The following is a 17,375-nucleotide window of genomic DNA, read 5'->3' on the forward strand; positions in this document are numbered from 1 at the left end:
TAAAAAGGAATGGGGACTTTTTGTCCCCATTCCTCCGCTAACGCTCGTCCCTGTTTTAACCTGAAGGTGTCCCGTGCGATGAGCACGAGGGTGAGGGCGGCGCCGAAATGGTGAAGTTCCAGGTAATGCTCCCACCTGCCGGGCAGTTGGTGATGGAGCTCAAGTTCTCGATGTAGCCGCTGAGCTGCCCGATGGCCGTCGGATAAGTCCCGTCGTTGCTGGCCGCGTAGACGTTGGACTGCGTCTGAACGGTCTTCATGTTGGCCTTGCAGGTCTTGGCCTGGGCGTTCCCCCTCGCCGCCAGGAACACCGGCACGGCGATACCTACCAGGATACCGATGATTAAGATGACGATCATCAACTCGATGAGGGTGAAACCCTCCTGCCTGTGCATCCTCTTGGCCATACCCTTTTTCACCTCCTTTCCTTTACAAGTTAAAAACGACTGCCGAGCAGTGAATTCCAGCCCTCGACCACCTCCTTCCTCGCATCCCGCCTTTTGTTATCTTTTTGTCGGCAATTCGCCCACATTTCTTTAGCCAAAACCGACCCCGCGCGGGCTTTCAGACAACCAAGCCCTTATATCTAGATATCCAAAATCCTCTTGCGGTAATGCGCAAAATAAAGCCCTAATCCTATGTAAAATCCCCACCCTCCAAGATAACGGCTCCATCGCATCTCACGGAGAGGGGCAAGAATCATCGATATCCTCCTGCGGTACTGAAGGATGCCTCTCCGTGCAGGGATAGGCTCTCTCCCAACCCTCTTTTCAAGACTTGTTCCTCCAACCCAAGAACACCGCCGGAAAATACCAGAACCGCATTAGTGAGCTTCTTCATGCTGGATTCCCTACGGCGTAGGCACCTTTCCTCGCCACCGCGACCACCGAAAGGCCCCAGGGAAGGGGTACCCTGCCAAGCAGGAAACGCTCTGCTGCGAAGACGTCTTCCAGAAAGGAGTTCAACACCCTGGGCAGTTCCCTCAGATCGGGACCCGGCCTGGCCCCGCGGAACCTGCACCAGAGCCTCTGCGCCGCGGCCAGGGGGAAGAGAAAACAGTTGTAGTAAGAGGTGAAGACCTCGCTAAGACCCGCTTTTCTTATCATCTCCCTCACCTCTCGCCGGGAATACCTCCTGCGGTGATGGTGAAAACGGTCCCGGGGCGAGTAAAGCCACTCGTAGGCGGGAACGGTGAGAAGGAGTATCCCCCCATCCACCAGCAGGTCCGCGGCGGCGGCCACCGCCTTCTTGTCTTCGTCCAGGTGCTCCAGGAGGTCCAGCATGAGAACGGCGTCGAATCTCTCCCGCAGGCCGTGCAGATCCTCCGGAACGCTCCCCCTGAGAAGGCGCGCCCGGGTACGCGTGGCGGCAAATTCCAGGGCCTTCTCGGAGAGGTCCATCCCCGTGGCCTCGCCGAGCCCCTCCAAAGCCTGGAGTATGGAACCCGTCCCGCAGCCCAGGTCCAGGAAGCGCGGTCGTTGATCCTTCGGGGTAAGATACCTCATCAGGAGGTCCAGGACTATCCTCCGCCTGGCCAAGAACCACCAGTGGCGGGTTTCCATCTCATACATCTCGCGGTAGAGTGCCTTCTCCACCTTCCGCCTCCTGGATCCCCAAGGTCTCCGAAACCAGATAAAGCGGTCTTTCCTGCACCTCACGGTACATCCTGCCAACATATTCCCCAAGGAGGCCGATGAAGAAGATCTCCACCCCGTTGAGCAGGAAGAGGCTGATTACCAGGAAGGCGTAACCCGGGACGGGGATGCCGAAGAAGATCTTCTGGACGAAGACCACCAGAATGGCCACCATGCTGATGAAAAGCATCACGAACCCCAAGAGGCTCATGATATGCAAGGGGACGGAGGAGAAGGAGGTTATCCCGTCCAGGGCCAGCCGGAGTCTTTTCCAGGAGGAGTACTTGGTCTTGCCCTCCAGGCGGGGTTCGCGCCTGTAGGGCACCTCGATCGCTCTCCCACCCAGCCAGGCGATCTCGGCGCGCACGAAGCGGTTCCTCTCCGAAAGGAGGCGGAACCTTCTTACCACCTCCCGGTCGATGAGACGGAAGTCGCCCGTATCCTCGGGGATATCCACCTCTGTGAGCCTCCTTATCAGGCGGTAGAAGAGCCGGGATGATGCTCTCTTGAGAACCGGCTCGCCGGCCCGCTCCAGCCTCTTTCCGTAGACGACGTCGTATCCCTCCTCCCATCTCGCCAGCATCTCGGGGATCACCTCCGGCGGGTCCTGGAGGTCGGCATCGATGATGACCACCGCATCGCCACGGGCGAAGTGCAGTCCGGCACTGGTGGCCATCTCGTGGCCGAAGTTTCTGGTGAAGGAGACCAGCTTGACCCGCGGATCCTCCCGGTGCAATCCGGCGATGTCGTTCTTGGAACCGTCGCTGCTCCCGTCGTCCACGAAAAGTATCTCCAGGTCGCCGACCAGGGGTTCGACAACGGAGACCAGCCTCCGGTAGAGAGGGACTATGTTTCCCTCCTCGTTGAAGACGGGTACCACGACGGTGAGCAGGGATTCGGAGGCTTTCCTCCCCTTCTCCGTCGGTCCCGTCTTCCCACGCTCAGGCGAACTCCCAGCCCAGGACACCGGGTTGTCCATCATCAGACCCTTCCTCTTCAACTGATGCCCCTGCAGGCTCGCGGAAAAGACATGCGGCAGATTCCCGCCCGTATCCCCACCGGCTATCCACCTCCTCAACCAATCACCGCGTGGAAGCACGTCACCGCTTGCCTTCGGGTAAAGGGTTCAGGACACATCACCGTCCATCCTTCCACATAGAAGAAAATCGTCCCGCGCTTTCCTCCCCTTTACCTTGAATCCCATCCACTATGGTACCCGGTGGAGCCCGCCAGACACACGAGAGGCCAGGCCCTGCCGGGGGTTAAAACCGCTCCCAAAGTTATTCGGAGCAAGAACAAGATTGAAGAAGATGCCAGAGAGTTCTGCGGGGAGAAGTTCATTCTGGTTGCAATGCGACCTGCGGCCCGACCATAGAAATACCCTCACTTTCCAAAGACCGCTCTGGAGAGGGTTTAACACGCATGGTAGCTAAATAACCGAAATGGTATGGGTGAATTGCGTGTACATATGTTCCGTGATTTGCCCACAACGCGGGTCTTGATGGGGATAAAAGCCTCGGTACCAGCGGCTATAAAAGAGTCTCGAGCCCGGCCACGAACTCGGGTATATTAACCACATGGCCCTGATTGGCAATAACGTGGGGAGGCGGGGAAAGCAAGTCGGGATTCCCGCAGGGGCCACGGGGATCTTATGAAGCGCTGGAGCCGAAATCCCCGCGGGAAGCCGGGAGAAGACGGCATCGGTCGAGGGTAAACGAGATAAGGAAGCGGGTGGACATGCGCATTCTGGCCCTGGACATAGGCGTGGGGACCTGCGATATCCTCCTTTACGACTCCGGGAGGACCCTGGAGAACTGCACCCGCATGGTCCTGCCCAGCCCCACTCGACTCCTGGCCGCGGAGTTCCGTTCTGCGGCGAAAAGCGCCGGTCAAGGGGGCGTCTTCGTCCACGGCCACACGGTGGGGGGCGGGCCTTTCGCTCGGGCGGTGACGCGGGCCCTGGCGGCGGGGGTCGAGGTCTACATGACCCCGGCGGCGGCCCTCTCCATCCGCAACAACCTGGAGGACGTGGTCTCCATGGGAATCCGGATCGTCGAGAAACCTCCGCCCGGCTTCTCCGGGGCCACCATGGCCGCTGATGAGCTGGACCTCCGGCCCATGGTGGATTTTCTCGCCCGACACGGAGAGGCCCTGGACGACCTGGAGTGCGTGGCCGTAGCGGTGCAGGACCACGGTGTCTACGCCCCTGGGGAGAGCAACCGCAAGACGCGCCTTCGCCACATGAGGGAGCGCCTGGAAAAGGACCCCCGGCCAACGGCCTTGGCCCTGCTCTCGCACGAGGTCCCGGACGCCTTCCCCCGCCTGTCATCCGCAGCCCGGCGGGCCGGCGAGCAGTTCCCCTCGAGCCGCGTGATGGTCATGGACACGGCGCCCGCCGCGGTGGCCGGATGCCTCTCCGATCCCCGCCTGGAGGCCCTCTGCGGAGGCAACGTGCTGGTCATCAATGCCGGCAACGGGCACACGCTGGCCTGCATCCTCGCCGGTGGACGGGTGGTGGGGGTCCTCGAACACCACACCCACCGACTGGAACCCATGGCCTTCGCCCGTTACCTGCGCCTCTTCTGCGACGGCCGGGCGAGGGACGAAGACCCCTTCATGGCCGAGGGGCACGGCCTTTTCTACCTGGGGGAACCCCCGGGCTGGGAGGCCCTGGAGCTGGTGGCCGTGACCGGCCCCAACCGCGGCATGCTGGAGGGCACCGGCCTGGAACTCTATTACCCGGCGCCGGGAGGGGACATGATGATGACCGGGCCCATGGGGCTCGTACGGGCTTACCTTGAGCGCTTCGGCCGCTGAGCGGTTGCCCTCGGCAATCCCGCCGCGAATTATCGGAGTGCCCGCACCCGAACCATGAACCTGGCACGGAGAGGTTGCGCTATGGCCGGGAATACAAGGTATTCCTGACCTACGGAAAGCCTACGAGGCGCGGATCTTGCAAAGAAATCGAGCGGATGGGTTTGAGCGAGCGGATTTCCCTTTCATTAAGCGGATTTCCCTTTCATGAGGAAGACGGCAAAGAACCGTCTCTTGTGGAGCTCGGAACGCTGACTGTCGTTCCGCGGCGAGAACCGATTGCCCAACATCTGGTCAGACCCGAGGCGGCGCCTTCGGAGGAAACCCTCCTGAGACGTTCAGTTCATCCGCTAGGTCGGTTCTCCCGATTCTACCCAACTTCACCCGGACCCCACCGCGGCCTTTCGCTCCTCCATGCCCACGGCTACCAGGCCAGCGAGGATGAGGGCTGTCCCGATGAAAAGGCCGGCGTTGACCCTCTCGCCAAGCCATATCCAGCCCCAGAAGAGGGAGATGGGGGCGATGAGGTAGATATAAAAGGCCGCCTGGGAGGCCCCCAGGCCTTCCAGCCCCTCGGAATAGAGAAGGTACCCGATCACCGTGCATCCCAGGCTGAGGAAGACGAGCCATCCCCATCCCGCCCCGGAAAGGGAAGCCACCTCGCCGGCGCAGTCACCACAGGCCAGGGCCAGGGGCAGGAGGGCCAGGGTGCCCAGGAAAATGGCGTATGCGGTGATGAAGAGCGGATCGTGCTCGTCCACCAGGGGCTTGAGCAACACGGTGTAAACCGCCCAGGCGGCGGCGGCCACAAGCACCAGCAGGATCCCCTGCACCCTCCCGGCCCCCAGGGAGGCGTCTCCTCCCATTAGGGTTATCACCGCGACGCCACCCATGGCCGCCGCGGTCCCCGAGACCTTCAAGGGCCCCAGGCTCTCGCCCAGGATGAAGCGGGCGAACAAGGCGGCGAATATCGGGGTGGTGTTGGCGATGAGGCCGGCGGTGCCCGCGGGTATGGTGGTCTCCCCATAGGTAAGGGCCAGGTGATACCCGTAGACCGCGCTCACCCCGGCCAGGAAGACCAGGGTCCACTCCCCGACGGAAAGCCTCGGCCTGACTCTCCACCTCGGCAAAAGAAAGGGGAGGAACACCATCCCGGCCAGGAGGAAGCGGAGCAGGTTAAGGGTGATGTAGGACACCTCGTCCAGGAGCACCTTGACCCCGACGAAAGCCAAGCCCCATATCCAGCAGACGGCGAACAGCTGGAGGTGGTGCTTCCAACGGGACTTCACGGCCGCCCCTCCCCGGCGCCTCCCGCGGCGAGCACGTACCAGCCCTCCTCATGCGGTCGGAACTCCAAACCGAGCTCCCTTGCCGGAACGCCTGCGCGTTGCCCATGGGAACCCGCCGCTGGCGGCATCCAAGGCGGCGCGAGAGGGATCTCCCCGGCCGTCCCGATCAACCCTTCCCCCCGCTGGGGCGCTCGGCCAGCCGGTAGCCGAGCCTCAACCACAGGGGATAGGTGGCGAAGATGGCGGCGGACACCGCATGCCCCTTGGGGGGCACGTTGCGGTGGTCGAACTTGAAGACCCCCGAGTTTATCATCCAGTCCCGTCCCGATTCGGCCCGGCACATCTCCCATATCCAGCGCGTCCACTCCAGGTTGAAGTAGAGGCTGATGCTGGTGGCGTAGAAAGCCCCCAGGGTGGCAAGGTCCAGGAATCTCCTCACCCTTTCCCTCTTCTCGTCATCCTTCACCAGCCTACGGGTGGCCTTGGCGTAGAGGTAACCGATGGACACCAGCCAGGGTGGATCGATGAGGAAGCTGTCGTAGGGTATCATGCGACCTCCTTTCTCCCGACTCCGCCATTCCGATTATATACGAGCGCCGGCCCGAAAACCCCCCAGGCAAGACCTTCCGCTCCCCAGCCGGCTTGGATTATCCTTATCCTTGCCTCCCGGGATGGAGGAACCGCGTGTGACGAATCGCGCATGGGAGAGCCGGTGATCCGCAGCGTCCCTTCTTAATTACCCTTACCCTACCCAGGTCTCCTTGGACCCTTTCCGGCTAGAATTGCGCATGAGAAAACATTTCCCCTACCGCCTCCATGCCGTCATCCCTCACGCCCCCGGCCCGAGCAGGCAGAGGCCTCAGGGCTGGTGGGCGATAGGCGCACCTCTACGGATGAAACGGGCGGCCCGGCGTTGAAATGCGACGTGGAGGCGGTAAGCCGTCACGTGGTAATCTCTAGCCTCTACATAATAAATCGGCTCCTCGCCGAAAGCCGGAGGAAACCGGTTCCCCGCAGTAGAAATTGAACCCTTAGCGAAGGACGGGTATCGGCTCCCTATCCTTCATATGCCCTTTCGCCTTGGATCCCGGGTAGCCCTGTCCGTTCTCTAAACGGAGGGCTTCCGGCCACAATTCGATCGTGTGATGTTCCGACCATGACGCGGTTTCCCGCAGTTCGTATGATGTGAAGGGTGGCGGGCTCAAGGCCAACCCGCACGACGGGAGAGGAAAATCTCCGATGTCCCCGCGTAAAAACCAAACCGGGAAAGACTTCTCTCAATGCACATGGTGGCTTGAATGTCCCCGGTAGTGCCGCGCGCGTGGAAACGGTATAAGAAAACGAGGATAATAATGATCAACCGGTACCGGATCCGGAACACCCGTGCCGTGGAGCGGAAGCAGCGAGAAAAGTGGGCGGCAGTTGCTCCGCTGAAACTGCTGGCTGTCCTCGGATCCGGGGGGCCGGCGGCAACCGACCGGTGAACCTCGCCACCACCGCTTAGCGAGGACGGTCGCATTACGGCTCCAAGGAGTGCGCGACCTCCGGGAAAGGGGCTGAAGGCCGCGGCCAGCGCAAACGACGAGCCGTTCTTGAGGAAGGATGCGGAGGAGAGGGATGAGGCTCTTACGCCGCAAGCTGGTGCGGGAGATCCGCCAGGCCAAGTTCCGTTTCCTGGCCGTGAGCCTGGTGGTGGCCATCGGCATCGTGCTCTTCACCGCATCCTACATGTCCTACCTCAACCTTTCCAAGTCCTACCAGTATACCTACGAGAAACTGGACTTCGAGGACCTGTTGGTCCGCGTGGACAGGGCGCCGGAGCGGGTAGTGGACCGCCTTTCCGAGCTTCCCAACATCGAACTCCTCACCCCGCGGATAAGCAAGCCGGTGAGCATGGAGCTGGCGGACGGCACGCGCATCACCGGCCAGGTGATAAGCGTCCCCACCCGGAAACCCTACGTGAACACCCTCCACCTCCTGGAGGGCAGGGAGCTGACGGGAAGCGAGAAGGAGCTCACCTGCCTGGTGGAGACCCACTTCGCCAAGTTCAACCACCTGAAAGAGGGCGACACGGTGTACGCGGTGAAGAACGGCGAGCGTCTTCCGGTGAGGGTGGTCGGGGTGGTAGCCAGCCCCGAATACCTGGTGGTCTTCCGCAACCGGCAGTTCCCCATGACCTCGGCGTCCGTTTACGGCGTCTTCTATTTCACCACGGAGCAGGCTCGATCCCTGGCCGGTTTCCCCTCCGGTTCCTATAACGAGTTCGCCCTCACCCTCAAGGACTACTCGCTTCTGGAGACCACCCGTAGCCAGGTGGAAGCCATCCTCTCCCCTTATGAGATAGAGGACGTCACCACCCGCGACAACCAGATATCCAAGACCATCCTGGAGATGGACATCCGGCAGTTCCACAACTTCGCCCTCTTCTTCCCCATCCTCTTCTTCTCCATCGCCGCCTTCAGCATCTACATGATCCTCTCCCGCATGGTGCGCATGCAACGGCCGATAATCGGCCTCATGCGGGCCATCGGTTATTCCTCCCGAAGGGTGCTGCGTCATTACCTGTCCTTCGCCCTGGCGGTGGGGGTCTTCGGCATCTTCGTGGGGAGCCTGCTGGGGATACTGGCCACCGCCCTGGTCTCCAAGATTTACGCCGGGACCATGGGCATCCCCTTCGTGCACTTCGGCCTCTATCCTCAGGTCTTCGGCTACGGCTCACTCTTGGCCATGGGATTCTGCGCCTTGGCCGGCCTCATCCCCGCTCGCCAATCGGCGGCCGTGCATCCCACGGAGGCCCTGCGGGGGTCGGTGGACATCTCCAGGTACGGCAAACCCACCTGGCTGGAGAGGCTGCTCCCCTCCATCTCCCGCCTGCGCGTCTTCTGGCGGCTTCCACTGCGCAACGTCTTCCGCAACCGGAGGCGTACCGCCTTCACCGTGGTGGGCATAGTCTTCGCCATCGTGCTCATCCTCATGAACCTGGGCATCAACGACACCGTGCACGCCAACATGGACCGGGCTTTCAACCACCTCTTCACCTTCGACATCGCCGTTCTCTTCCTGGAGCCCCAGACCAGGGTGACCCAGAGAAAGCTGGAGAGCCTCCCCGGCGTGACCATGGTGGAACCCACCGCTGGTCATCCCTGCACCATCAAAGCGGGCGACAGGGACGTGGAGAGCATAGTCATGGGAATACTCGCCGACACCGTGATGCGCGGCTTCCTGGACGAGAAGAACCGCCCGGTGAAGCTCTCGCCCGGGCACTGCCTCCTCAGCAACAACTACCGCGAGCAACTGGGGGTTGGCGAGGGCGACCTGGTGACCATCTCCTCCTCTCGGCGCTCTCGCGACTTCATCGTCTCCAGCTTCATCATGGAGCCGCTGGGCTCCTTCGTCTACGTCCCGGTGGACGAGGCGCGCGAACTCCTGGGCTACGGGACCCGCTCCTCCGCCTTCTATATCAAGCTGGACCCGGGTTATTACCGCCAGGTGCGGGACGAGCTCTACGCCCTACCCAACGTGCTCACCCTGGTGGACCTCACCCAGATACACACGGAGATCGAATCCTACATGGCCCTCATGTACATCGTCATCGCCGTGATGCTCATCTTCGGCCTGGTCATGGCCTTCACCCTGGTCTTCAACACCTCGACCATCAACATCATGGAGCGGGAGCAGGAGGTGGCCACCATGCTCACCCTGGGGGTCCCTCACTGGAAAGCCTCGCTCTCTTTGACCCTGGAGAACGTGATCATGGGATTTCTGGGGCTCTTCCCGGGATACATCGCCGCGCGCATCGTCATGGACCAGGCCATGCGCCTCTACCAGAGCGACCTCTTCTCCTTCACCCCGGCGGTCTCCGCCTGGAGTTACCTGATAACCGCCGTCCTGGTCCTGGGACTGATGGTCCTCTCGGAATTCCCCTCTCTGCGCTACATAAGCCGCCTCAACCTGGCCCAGTCCACCAAACGCCGCTCGCTGTGAGCGCGTGAGGTGGCTCTGCGATCTTCAACTAGACGAGGCTCCCGCTCCACGATGATACCGCGAGGAAGGCTCTCGGTCACTGGGGCAGCAAAGGACTCCGGGCACGAGGAATGGACCCTTAGGGGTAGGGTGCGGACTACAGTGGTCTTGAGGGGTCTTTATCTGGGATTTTCTTCCATTCTTTTCCCGGAGGCATGGTGGCGAACCTTTTTCAAGAACCCAAGAACCAATTAACCCGCCCTCGGTGAGGACTCGACGTCAAAGTCGGTCGTGTGAGGACGCCGCTTCCGCCCGCCGTCCTATTCCTCATCATCCTCGAGCTTCTCCTGGAGGTAGCATTCCCGGCAGTAGATGAAACCGCCGTGGAGCCCCTCCACCACTCCCACGAACAGCCACTCCCGGACCTCGAAGGCGTGCCCGCAACGCGTACACAGGGAACCGGCCTTCACCTCGATGCCCAGGGTCCGTTCATCGGTTCCCGGCTCCTCCACGGCCAGGGCCGGTTCCAGGCTGAGCACTCCCTCGGGAAGCTCGTCCTCCGAGGGACGGCATCCCTGGCAATAGAGGTACTCGCGCATCTCCTCCACCTCCGCGGCCAGGGAGTACACCTTCTCGCCCGCGCGCAGCCTGCGCCCGCATCCTTCGCAGACCCCGCCTCCGCTGACCAGCCTTCCGCTGATGAATTCCCTCATTTTTTTTCTCCCCGCAGCACCCTACGGGCGCTATTCGCTGTCCTCCTCGCGAGCGGTGCGCCACTCCACCTTCCGATAAACTCTATAGTAATCCTAAAGCGGCGCGCTTTGCAGTGACACCCCTTGAGGCCAAGGAGACTCACGGGCCACCGAGGCTTCGGCTTACACCGCCCGCTAGCTACGGCACGTCAACCCGGCCACTCACCGATAGCGCCCCCCTTGGCCAGGGGGCCCGGTGTCCACTCCACGGCGAGCGGAACGATACGGTCGACCCCTTACCCCAAAGGTTCCACGGCTCTCACCAGCGTTGGCCACGGAGGTGGTGATCCAGAGCGCGGCCTGGGGCCTCCTCCGCTTACGCGGCGAGAGTCCGCTCGCACCCATGCGGCTCCCGCCGAGTCCCGCGCGACGCACTCTTTCTCCACCTGCCGCCTGTCACCGGGAGGAAATAGAATTTCGAGCAGGAGGTGTTCTTATGCCTCGCACGGGCTTTGCCGACCTTCCCTTGCACGGGGGAAAAGCGCCGCGCTGGCTGTTCGAGCGCATGGTGCGCCTGTCAGGCGACATCCTCACCTGGATGGTCGAGGAGCTCGGTCCCCGGGTGACCCTGGAACGCTTCGCCGACCCCTTCTGGTTCCAGGCCCTGGGTTGCGCGCTGGGTTTCGACTGGCACAGCTCGGGCGTCACCACCACCACCTGCGGGGCGGTCAAGGAAGCGCTGCGCCACGAGCACGACCTGGGCATATTCGCCGCCGGAGGCAAAGGTGCGGCATCACGTCGCACCCCCTTGGAGATCGAGGAGAAGGGAGAACGGGCCGGGTTGGGGGAACGGATACCCCAACTTGTTCACGCCAGCCGCATGGCGGCCAAGGTGGACAACAACGCACTGCAGGACGGATACCAGATCTACCATCATTTCTTCCTTTTCACCAGGGACGGGGAATGGGCGGTGGTCCAGCAGGGTATGAACGACGCCGGCGGCTACGCGCGCCGCTATCACTGGCTCTCGCTGCGGGTGAGGGACTTCACGGAAGAACCCCATGCGGCCATCTGTTCCCAGGTTATGGGGAAGGAAGCACTCAACCTGGTGGCCGTCGAGAGCCGGGAGGCCAGGGAGATCCTGGGGCCCCTTTCCTCCCTCAAGCCGGAGCGCACCCTGCGGGAGCTGGACCGCCTGCGTGCCCTTTCCCTTCCCCCAAGGCACCGGCTGCTGCTGCGCGACCTGCATCCCGATTCCCTGTACAAGGTCCTCCTGAGGACCTATGAACGCCAACCCGAGGACTTCGCCACCCTGCTCGGGATGCCCGGCGTGGGAGCCAAGACGCTCCGCGCCCTGGCCCTGATCGCCGAGCTGGTCTACGGCACTCCGCTGAGCTGGCGGGACCCGGCGCGGTACAGCTTCGCCCACGGGGGAAAGGACGGCCATCCCTACCCCGTGGACCGGGAGACCTACGACTCCTCCATCGATCTCCTGGACAGCGCCCTGCGCGCTTCAAGGGCGGACAGGAGCGAGAGGGAGGCCGCACGTCGAAGGCTGCGCCGCTTCCACCTCGCTTTGCGCGAGCGAGGTGAAGGCGCTCCCGGCCTTTCAGGGCCACCGGAATCGCGCCCCCTAACCATGGTAGGCGAGATGAGCCCAGGATATGCCGAGGTCCAGCGGAATCCGGATGTGCGACGCGAAAGACAGGGCATCGGAGGCGCGGGTATGGCGAATGGTGGGCAGACGTGCCTCCCCTTCTGACCTTCCCCGCGAACCCTTGCCCTTTATAAACCCAAAACCCCACCAATCGGGAGGTTATATCCATGTTTTCGTTCGCCAGAGACAACGGGATCCATGAAATGATACGGATAAGGGGCACGGGAACCCCACCCAAGCGCCAATCCCCATCAACCCCCCTCCTCATCAGGAGTCCACCGTCCGCTCAAAGGGGACGCGTCCTCCGGCAATTGGGGGTCTTGAAAATTCGACTCCTTTTTCGGCTACCCGCACTCGAGAAGTCCACCGGCGCGTCCCCGGCGGCGACACAACGAGACATCCACCTTCTCTTCCTGTGGACATGAGGATCTGAGGAAGATCTCTTGCGCGCCTACAGGTTGTTGGTCTCCCTTTGTCCTGTTATATAATTAGTGCGGTTTTCAGAGCAAAGCGAGCTACGAGGTGAGCGCGGTTGAGTTCGGTCATCAAGAAACGCCGCAAGAAGATGCGGAAGAAGAAGCACAAGAAACTCCTCAAGAGGACCCGCTGGCAGAGGAGAAACAAGTAATCTACCCCTTACGGGTCACGTGTACGCTCCATCGGCGGTATCGGCTGGCCCTCGGTGGTGTCCACGGTTTCAAGAGGAGTCTTCGGGATTGCCGAACCCACCTCCTCCGGGGGTCCGGATCATGATCACGTCCCCGCTTTCCACCCAGATCTCGGTCTTGGAGGGCAGGCGCTCTATACGACCGTCCTTCTTTAAGATGAGGTCCTCGCCCGGCTTGCCCGGCCCTCCGCCGCCCAGCCCGTAAGGGCCGCGCCGCCTCCTGTCGGCTATGAGGGTGAGGCGGGCCGACTCCAGGAACTGGATGTGGCGCTCCAGCCCGTCCCCTCCCCGGAATCGCCCTTCCCCTCCTGTTCCCCTGGCCACGGAATATCTGAGCACGCGTAACGGATACTCGAACTCCAGCGCCTCCACGGGGGTATTCATGGTGTTGGTCATGTGGTTGTGGGTGGCGTCCATGCCGTCCTTGTACGGGCGGGCGCCGCAACCCCCGGCGATGGTCTCGTAATAGGCGAAGGGGCGTGGCTTCTCCCCTCCCAGGGCCAAGTTGGTCATGGTGCCGTAGCTGGCGGCAGGTATCCTCTCCGGCAGGGCCTGGGCCAGGGCACCCAGCAAGGCGTCCACCACCCGCTGGGAGGTCTCCACGTTCCCTCCGGCCACCGCCCGCGGGGGAGAAGCATCCAGGAGTGAGCGCTCGGGGACTATCACCTCTACCCTTTCGAGGGACCCGTGGTTGAAGGGAGCCCCAGGCGGGAGCAGGCAGCGGAGGACGTAATAAACCGCGGAGAGGGTCACCGAGCGGGGACAGTTTAAGGGCCCGGTAACCTCCCCACTGGAACCGGTGAAGTCCACCTTCAAGCTGCCGCCGGATATGGATATTCTCACCGCGATGGGGATGTCCTCGTTCCCCCACCCGTCGTCGTCCAGGTAGTCGGTGAAGGCGTACTCTCCCTCCGGAAGAAGGGAGAGGGCCTCGCCGGCCATTCTACCCGCATAGCGCTGCAACTCCTCCATCCAGCGCGTCACCGCTTCCGGGCCGTGGCGGGTCACGATGTCCAGCAGCCTGCGCTCGCCGACCCGCAGGGAGCCGAGCTGCGCGCGCAGGTCGCCCTTCCTCTCCTCCGGGGTCCGCACATTGGCCAGTATGAGGCTCTCCACGTCCTCCACCACCCGGCCTTCCCGCGCGTAGCGGAGCATGGGGATGATGAGGCCCTCCTGGTAGACCTCGCTGCCCAGGGGCATGGAGCCCGGAGCCCTCCCGCCCACGTCGGCATGGTGAGCCCGGCTGACAACATACCCCACCTGCCGACCCTCCCACCACACCGCGGAGACCATGGTCAGGTCGGGAAGATGGGTGCCTCCCCGGAAAGGGTCGTTCCAGAGCGCCACGTCCCCCTCCCTCAGGACCTCGCCCCGCCCGTCCAGCCATTCCACCAGGGCCTGCATGGAAACGGGGAGAGCCCCCAGATGGACGGGGATGTGGGCCGCTTGGGAGACCAGCCGCCCCCGGGCGTCGAAGACGGCGCAGGAGAAATCCCTTCTCTCCTTGATGTTCGCCGAGTGGGCGGAACGCTGCAGGACCACTCCCATCTCCTCGGCCACCTCCGCCAGGAGGTTGTTGAAGATCTCCAGTCTCGCAGCGTCCAATTCCACCTCCATCACCCTTCCCCTCCACGCGCCCGGGTCAACTCCCGGTCCTCTCCAGCACCAGGCTCCCGTACCCGTCCACCCGGCCCTGCCAACCCGGCGGCACCACTACCGTGGCGTCCTCCTCGCAGACAAGACAAGGCCCCTCCACGCTCTCCCCGCTGCCCAACGACTCCCGCTCCAGAACCGGGCATTCCACCTCCGCCAGCTCCCCTTCCAGGATGCCGAATACCACCCTGGCCCTCCCGTGTCCCCTGCCCGCTCCTCTTCTTCTCCAGGCCGGGAAACACGCCTCCGAGGGCCTTACCGAGCGCAGCCTGAGGTTCACCACTTCCACCTCCGTTCCCTCCAGGTGGAAGCAGTAGCGCCTCTGGTGCGCCTGGTGGAAGGCCTCCGCCACCTCCGCGGCATCCCATCCCTCCTCCACCTCTATCCGGAGCTCATACGCCTGGCCCCGGTAGCGCAGGTCCAGCGCCGGACGATGGAGGTAATCTTCCATATCCTTCCATTTGTCGGGAAGCGCCCCCCTCATCCTCCTCCACCCCTCCCTGGCCCGCTCCATGGCCTCCGCTCCCAGGGGAAGCATGACGGTCAGGGAGGAATCGCGCACCCGGTCGGCCATGGCCAGACCGCAGGCGGAGAAGGTTCCCGGAAAGAGGGGCACCAGTACCCGACGCATCCCGAGCAGCTCGGCCAGTTCGCAACCGTGCATGGGGCCGGCTCCCCCGTAGGCGAGGAGGGTGAAATCCCGGGGGTCATGGCCCCGGTCCACGGTCATGAGCCGCACCGCCCTGGCCATGTGGTTGAGGGCCACGCAGAGGACTCCCGCCGCCGTCCTCCGGGCATCCCATCCCAGGGAGCTCCCCAGTGCCCGCATGACGGCATGGGAGCGTTCGGGGTAGAGGCGCATCCTGCCCCCCAGGAACCGGTCCACGGGCAGCCTGCCCAGGACCATGTTGGCGTCGGTCACGGTGGGGAGGTCGCTCTTTCCGTAGCAGGCCGGGCCAGGATGGGCACCGGCGCTCTCCGGACCCACCTTCAGGGCTCCTCCCTCGTCCAGGCGGGCGATGCTCCCGCCTCCCGCCCCTATGGAATGGATGTCGATCATGGGGAAACGTAGAGGGAAGCCCTCCACCTCCCCTTCGGGGGTGAGGGTTATCCCTCCGTCCAGCAGAGAGACGTCCGTGCTGGTCCCTCCCATGTCCAGGGCCACGGCGCGCTGCAGGCCCGCAAGCTCGCACATCCTGGCCGCGGCGGTCACCCCTCCGGCGGGACCGGACATGAGGGTCCTGGCCGCCGCCTCCCGCGCCTCCTCGGGGTCCATGGTCCCTCCACCCGAGTGCATGACCTCCAGGCGTCCCTCTCCCACCCCCCGCCGCAGCGCAGCGATGTAGCCGGCCACCCTTCCCGCCAGGTAGGCGTTGAGAACCACCGTGCTGGCCCTCTCGTATTCCCGGTATTCGGGAAGGATCCGGCAGGAGAGGTGGACGTCAAGGCCCGCCGAGGCCAGGGCTTCCCCCACCCTCAACTCGTGATCCGGCCGCAGGAAGGAAAAGAGCAGGCACACGGCCGCGGCCTCCACCCCCATGGCGCGCATTCTCCGGGCCAGCTCGACCGCCCTCTTGTCCTCGAGGGGGAGGATTATCTCTCCCCTCGGACCCACCCTCTCCGGGACCTCGAAACACAGGTCCGGAGGCACCAACGGCGCGACCTTCTCCACTCCCAGGTCGTAGAGCCGGGGCCGGACCTGCCTCCCGATAGTCAAAAGGTCGGCGAAACCCCGTGTGGTCACCAAGGCGGTTCGCGCTCCCTTCCTCTCTAAAAGGGCGTTGATGGCCACCGTGCTCCCGTGGATTATCCTGGAAGCTCCTTCCATCTCTCCCTCGCGCAGCCCCGTGAAGAAGGCCTCCTCCGGACGGGAAGGGGTAGAGGGCAGCTTGTAGATGCGCAGGGATCCCCCATCCACGCATACCAGGTCGGTGAAGGTGCCGCCTATGTCCACTCCCACGAGCACGGTACGTCCCTCCCGCAATTCCTCCTAAGGGCGGGCATCATCCGCACGCCCTCCACCCGCCGAGCCGCCTCCCCTCCCGGGAGCGAGCGGATATATATTTTATATCCCTGTCACCTCTCCCCTCTTCCCCTCACGCCTCGACCTTGAGTCTCTACCTTCACGTCCTTAAGGCCTCACTAACAGATGATGAGAAGAATCCAACCCATCCCGGGCCGGATTCCTCCGGTACTGCCTCTGTGGCCATCCGGCGTCCACGACAACCAGGGGGAGCGGGTCCCGGCTCGGCACGATAACCGCATCCGCTCTTCCAACAACCTGTACAACCTCCCTCAAACCGGGAGGTATTCCGTGAAACGCACACCTCTCCAGCCCGGAGGAGGAGAAAGAGAAAAGCGGACTGTGACCCCCACTGCCTCGCTCCTCCTCCCTTCAAGCCGGGACCCATTTCTGGGATAATGGTGGTCGGTGTTGCGCATGAGAGGTATAAAAAAAGCGACCGTGGTCCTGGTGCTTGCCGCCCTCACCCTCTCCGGGTGGACGGCGGCCGCGGACACTCACACGCCGGCGGTCACCTACCGCCTGGACCTCCGGGGAGCGGGGTCCGGCACGGTTACGGTGAGCATGGAGTTGGTATCTTCTTCCAACCCTCTCTTCCTGCGCATGGAGGAGGAGTTCGGAGGCGGGCTGGCCGCCGACCTGCCCTCCCACCTGCGAAACCTGAGGGCCTTCTCGAAGGACGGAGAGGAATTACCCGTTTCCAGAGAGGGCGATGCCTGGTCCGTCGCGGGAGAGGGAACTCTGGCCATAGCCTACGAGGTGGACCTGACGGGCTACCGGGCGGGCACGCCCTACCTGGAGTCCCTGGCCGCGGACTCGCCGGCCTGGCCCTATTTCCCCTTCCTGGGCGAGGACCTGGCCTATCTTCCCGGATATGCCGTCTTCCTGCGCCCGGAGCCCATAGCCGGAGACGAGGCGAGCCTGCTGGTGGAGCTCCCGGAGGGGTGGCGGGCGGTGCTTCCCGGAGACAACGCCCGCGCGCGC

The 17,375-nt window shown here is 63.3% G+C and carries 14 protein-coding genes; 6 read left to right on the forward strand and 8 right to left on the reverse strand.

Annotation, left to right across the window (positions count from 1 at the left end; all coding sequences use genetic code 11):
• Positions 1-55: 55 nt before the first annotated feature.
• From H7007_RS03965 to H7007_RS03975, 3 genes are all read right to left on the reverse strand, one after another.
• The gene (locus H7007_RS03965) at positions 56-406 is read right to left on the reverse strand and encodes a competence type IV pilus major pilin ComGC (protein ID WP_287153225.1); all 351 of its coding nucleotides are present in this window, start codon (positions 404-406) and stop codon (positions 56-58) included.
• A gap of 429 nt (positions 407-835) precedes the next feature.
• On the reverse strand, positions 836-1,594 hold the full coding sequence (locus H7007_RS03970) for a class I SAM-dependent methyltransferase (RefSeq protein WP_287153227.1): 759 nt from the start codon (positions 1,592-1,594) through the stop codon (positions 836-838).
• Entirely contained in the window at positions 1,563-2,633 is a 1,071-nt protein-coding gene (locus tag H7007_RS03975) for a glycosyltransferase family 2 protein (protein ID WP_287153229.1), read from the reverse strand. The genes H7007_RS03970 and H7007_RS03975 overlap by 32 nt, the downstream gene beginning before the upstream one ends.
• 737 nt (positions 2,634-3,370) lie before the next feature.
• On the opposite strand from H7007_RS03975, the gene H7007_RS03980 reads away from it, so the two are divergent.
• A complete protein-coding gene (locus H7007_RS03980; RefSeq protein ID WP_287153248.1) occupies positions 3,371-4,450 on the forward strand; it encodes a DUF1786 family protein in 1,080 nt (359 codons plus the stop codon).
• 377 nt (positions 4,451-4,827) lie between these two features.
• Here the strand turns inward: H7007_RS03980 and H7007_RS03985 are convergent, their stop codons facing one another.
• Both H7007_RS03985 and H7007_RS03990 read right to left on the reverse strand, forming a co-directional pair.
• A complete protein-coding gene (locus tag H7007_RS03985) occupies positions 4,828-5,736 on the reverse strand; it encodes a DMT family transporter (RefSeq protein ID WP_287153231.1) in 909 nt (302 codons plus the stop codon).
• A 166-nt stretch (positions 5,737-5,902) separates the two neighbouring features.
• Complete coding sequence (locus H7007_RS03990) at positions 5,903-6,286, reverse strand: hypothetical protein (protein ID WP_287153233.1); 384 nt, start codon at positions 6,284-6,286, stop codon at positions 5,903-5,905.
• A 748-nt stretch (positions 6,287-7,034) separates the two neighbouring features.
• On the opposite strand from H7007_RS03990, the gene H7007_RS03995 reads away from it, so the two are divergent.
• Complete coding sequence (locus tag H7007_RS03995; RefSeq protein WP_287153235.1) at positions 7,035-7,220, forward strand: hypothetical protein; 186 nt, start codon at positions 7,035-7,037, stop codon at positions 7,218-7,220.
• A gap of 133 nt (positions 7,221-7,353) precedes the next feature.
• Entirely contained in the window at positions 7,354-9,720 is a 2,367-nt protein-coding gene (locus tag H7007_RS04000; RefSeq protein WP_287153237.1) for an FtsX-like permease family protein, read from the forward strand.
• Between the two features lie 299 nt (positions 9,721-10,019).
• Here H7007_RS04000 and H7007_RS04005 read toward each other — a convergent pair whose 3' ends face one another.
• Entirely contained in the window at positions 10,020-10,412 is a 393-nt protein-coding gene (locus H7007_RS04005; RefSeq protein ID WP_287153239.1) for a hypothetical protein, read from the reverse strand.
• Positions 10,413-10,887: 475 nt separating this feature from the next.
• On the opposite strand from H7007_RS04005, the gene H7007_RS04010 reads away from it, so the two are divergent.
• The gene (locus H7007_RS04010; RefSeq protein ID WP_287153240.1) at positions 10,888-12,153 is read left to right on the forward strand and encodes a DUF763 domain-containing protein; all 1,266 of its coding nucleotides are present in this window, start codon (positions 10,888-10,890) and stop codon (positions 12,151-12,153) included.
• Between the two features lie 427 nt (positions 12,154-12,580).
• Positions 12,581-12,676, forward strand: a complete 96-nt coding sequence (locus tag H7007_RS04015; protein WP_287153241.1) for a 30S ribosomal protein bS22 — start codon at positions 12,581-12,583, stop codon at positions 12,674-12,676.
• Between the two features lie 69 nt (positions 12,677-12,745).
• Here H7007_RS04015 and H7007_RS04020 read toward each other — a convergent pair whose 3' ends face one another.
• Both H7007_RS04020 and H7007_RS04025 read right to left on the reverse strand, forming a co-directional pair.
• On the reverse strand, positions 12,746-14,332 hold the full coding sequence (locus H7007_RS04020; RefSeq protein WP_287153243.1) for a hydantoinase B/oxoprolinase family protein: 1,587 nt from the start codon (positions 14,330-14,332) through the stop codon (positions 12,746-12,748).
• A gap of 25 nt (positions 14,333-14,357) precedes the next feature.
• Positions 14,358-16,352, reverse strand: coding sequence for a hydantoinase/oxoprolinase family protein (locus H7007_RS04025; RefSeq protein ID WP_287153244.1), 1,995 nt, complete (start codon positions 16,350-16,352; stop codon positions 14,358-14,360).
• 456 nt (positions 16,353-16,808) lie between these two features.
• On the opposite strand from H7007_RS04025, the gene H7007_RS04030 reads away from it, so the two are divergent.
• A partial coding sequence (locus H7007_RS04030; RefSeq protein ID WP_287153245.1) for a M61 family metallopeptidase occupies positions 16,809-17,375 on the forward strand: 567 nt, incomplete at its 3' end.

Source organism: Candidatus Solincola tengchongensis, from assembly GCF_015711935.1.
In the GTDB taxonomy this organism is placed as follows: Bacteria; Actinomycetota; Geothermincolia; order Geothermincolales; family RBG-13-55-18; genus Solincola_A; species Solincola_A tengchongensis.

What these genes read in the sequence shown, in the direction of transcription:
- H7007_RS03980 (WP_287153248.1), top strand. Translation starts at nt 3,371, where the DNA reads ATGCGCATTCTGGCCCTGGACATAGGCGTGGGGACCTGCGATATCCTC.
- H7007_RS03990 (WP_287153233.1), bottom strand. Translation starts at nt 6,286, where the DNA reads ATGATACCCTACGACAGCTTCCTCATCGATCCACCCTGGCTGGTGTCC.
- H7007_RS04010 (WP_287153240.1), top strand. Translation starts at nt 10,888, where the DNA reads ATGCCTCGCACGGGCTTTGCCGACCTTCCCTTGCACGGGGGAAAAGCG.
- H7007_RS03965 (WP_287153225.1), bottom strand. Translation starts at nt 406, where the DNA reads ATGGCCAAGAGGATGCACAGGCAGGAGGGTTTCACCCTCATCGAGTTG.
- H7007_RS04000 (WP_287153237.1), top strand. Translation starts at nt 7,354, where the DNA reads ATGAGGCTCTTACGCCGCAAGCTGGTGCGGGAGATCCGCCAGGCCAAG.
- H7007_RS04005 (WP_287153239.1), bottom strand. Translation starts at nt 10,412, where the DNA reads ATGAGGGAATTCATCAGCGGAAGGCTGGTCAGCGGAGGCGGGGTCTGC.
- H7007_RS04020 (WP_287153243.1), bottom strand. Translation starts at nt 14,332, where the DNA reads ATGGAGGTGGAATTGGACGCTGCGAGACTGGAGATCTTCAACAACCTC.
- H7007_RS03995 (WP_287153235.1), top strand. Translation starts at nt 7,035, where the DNA reads ATGTCCCCGGTAGTGCCGCGCGCGTGGAAACGGTATAAGAAAACGAGG.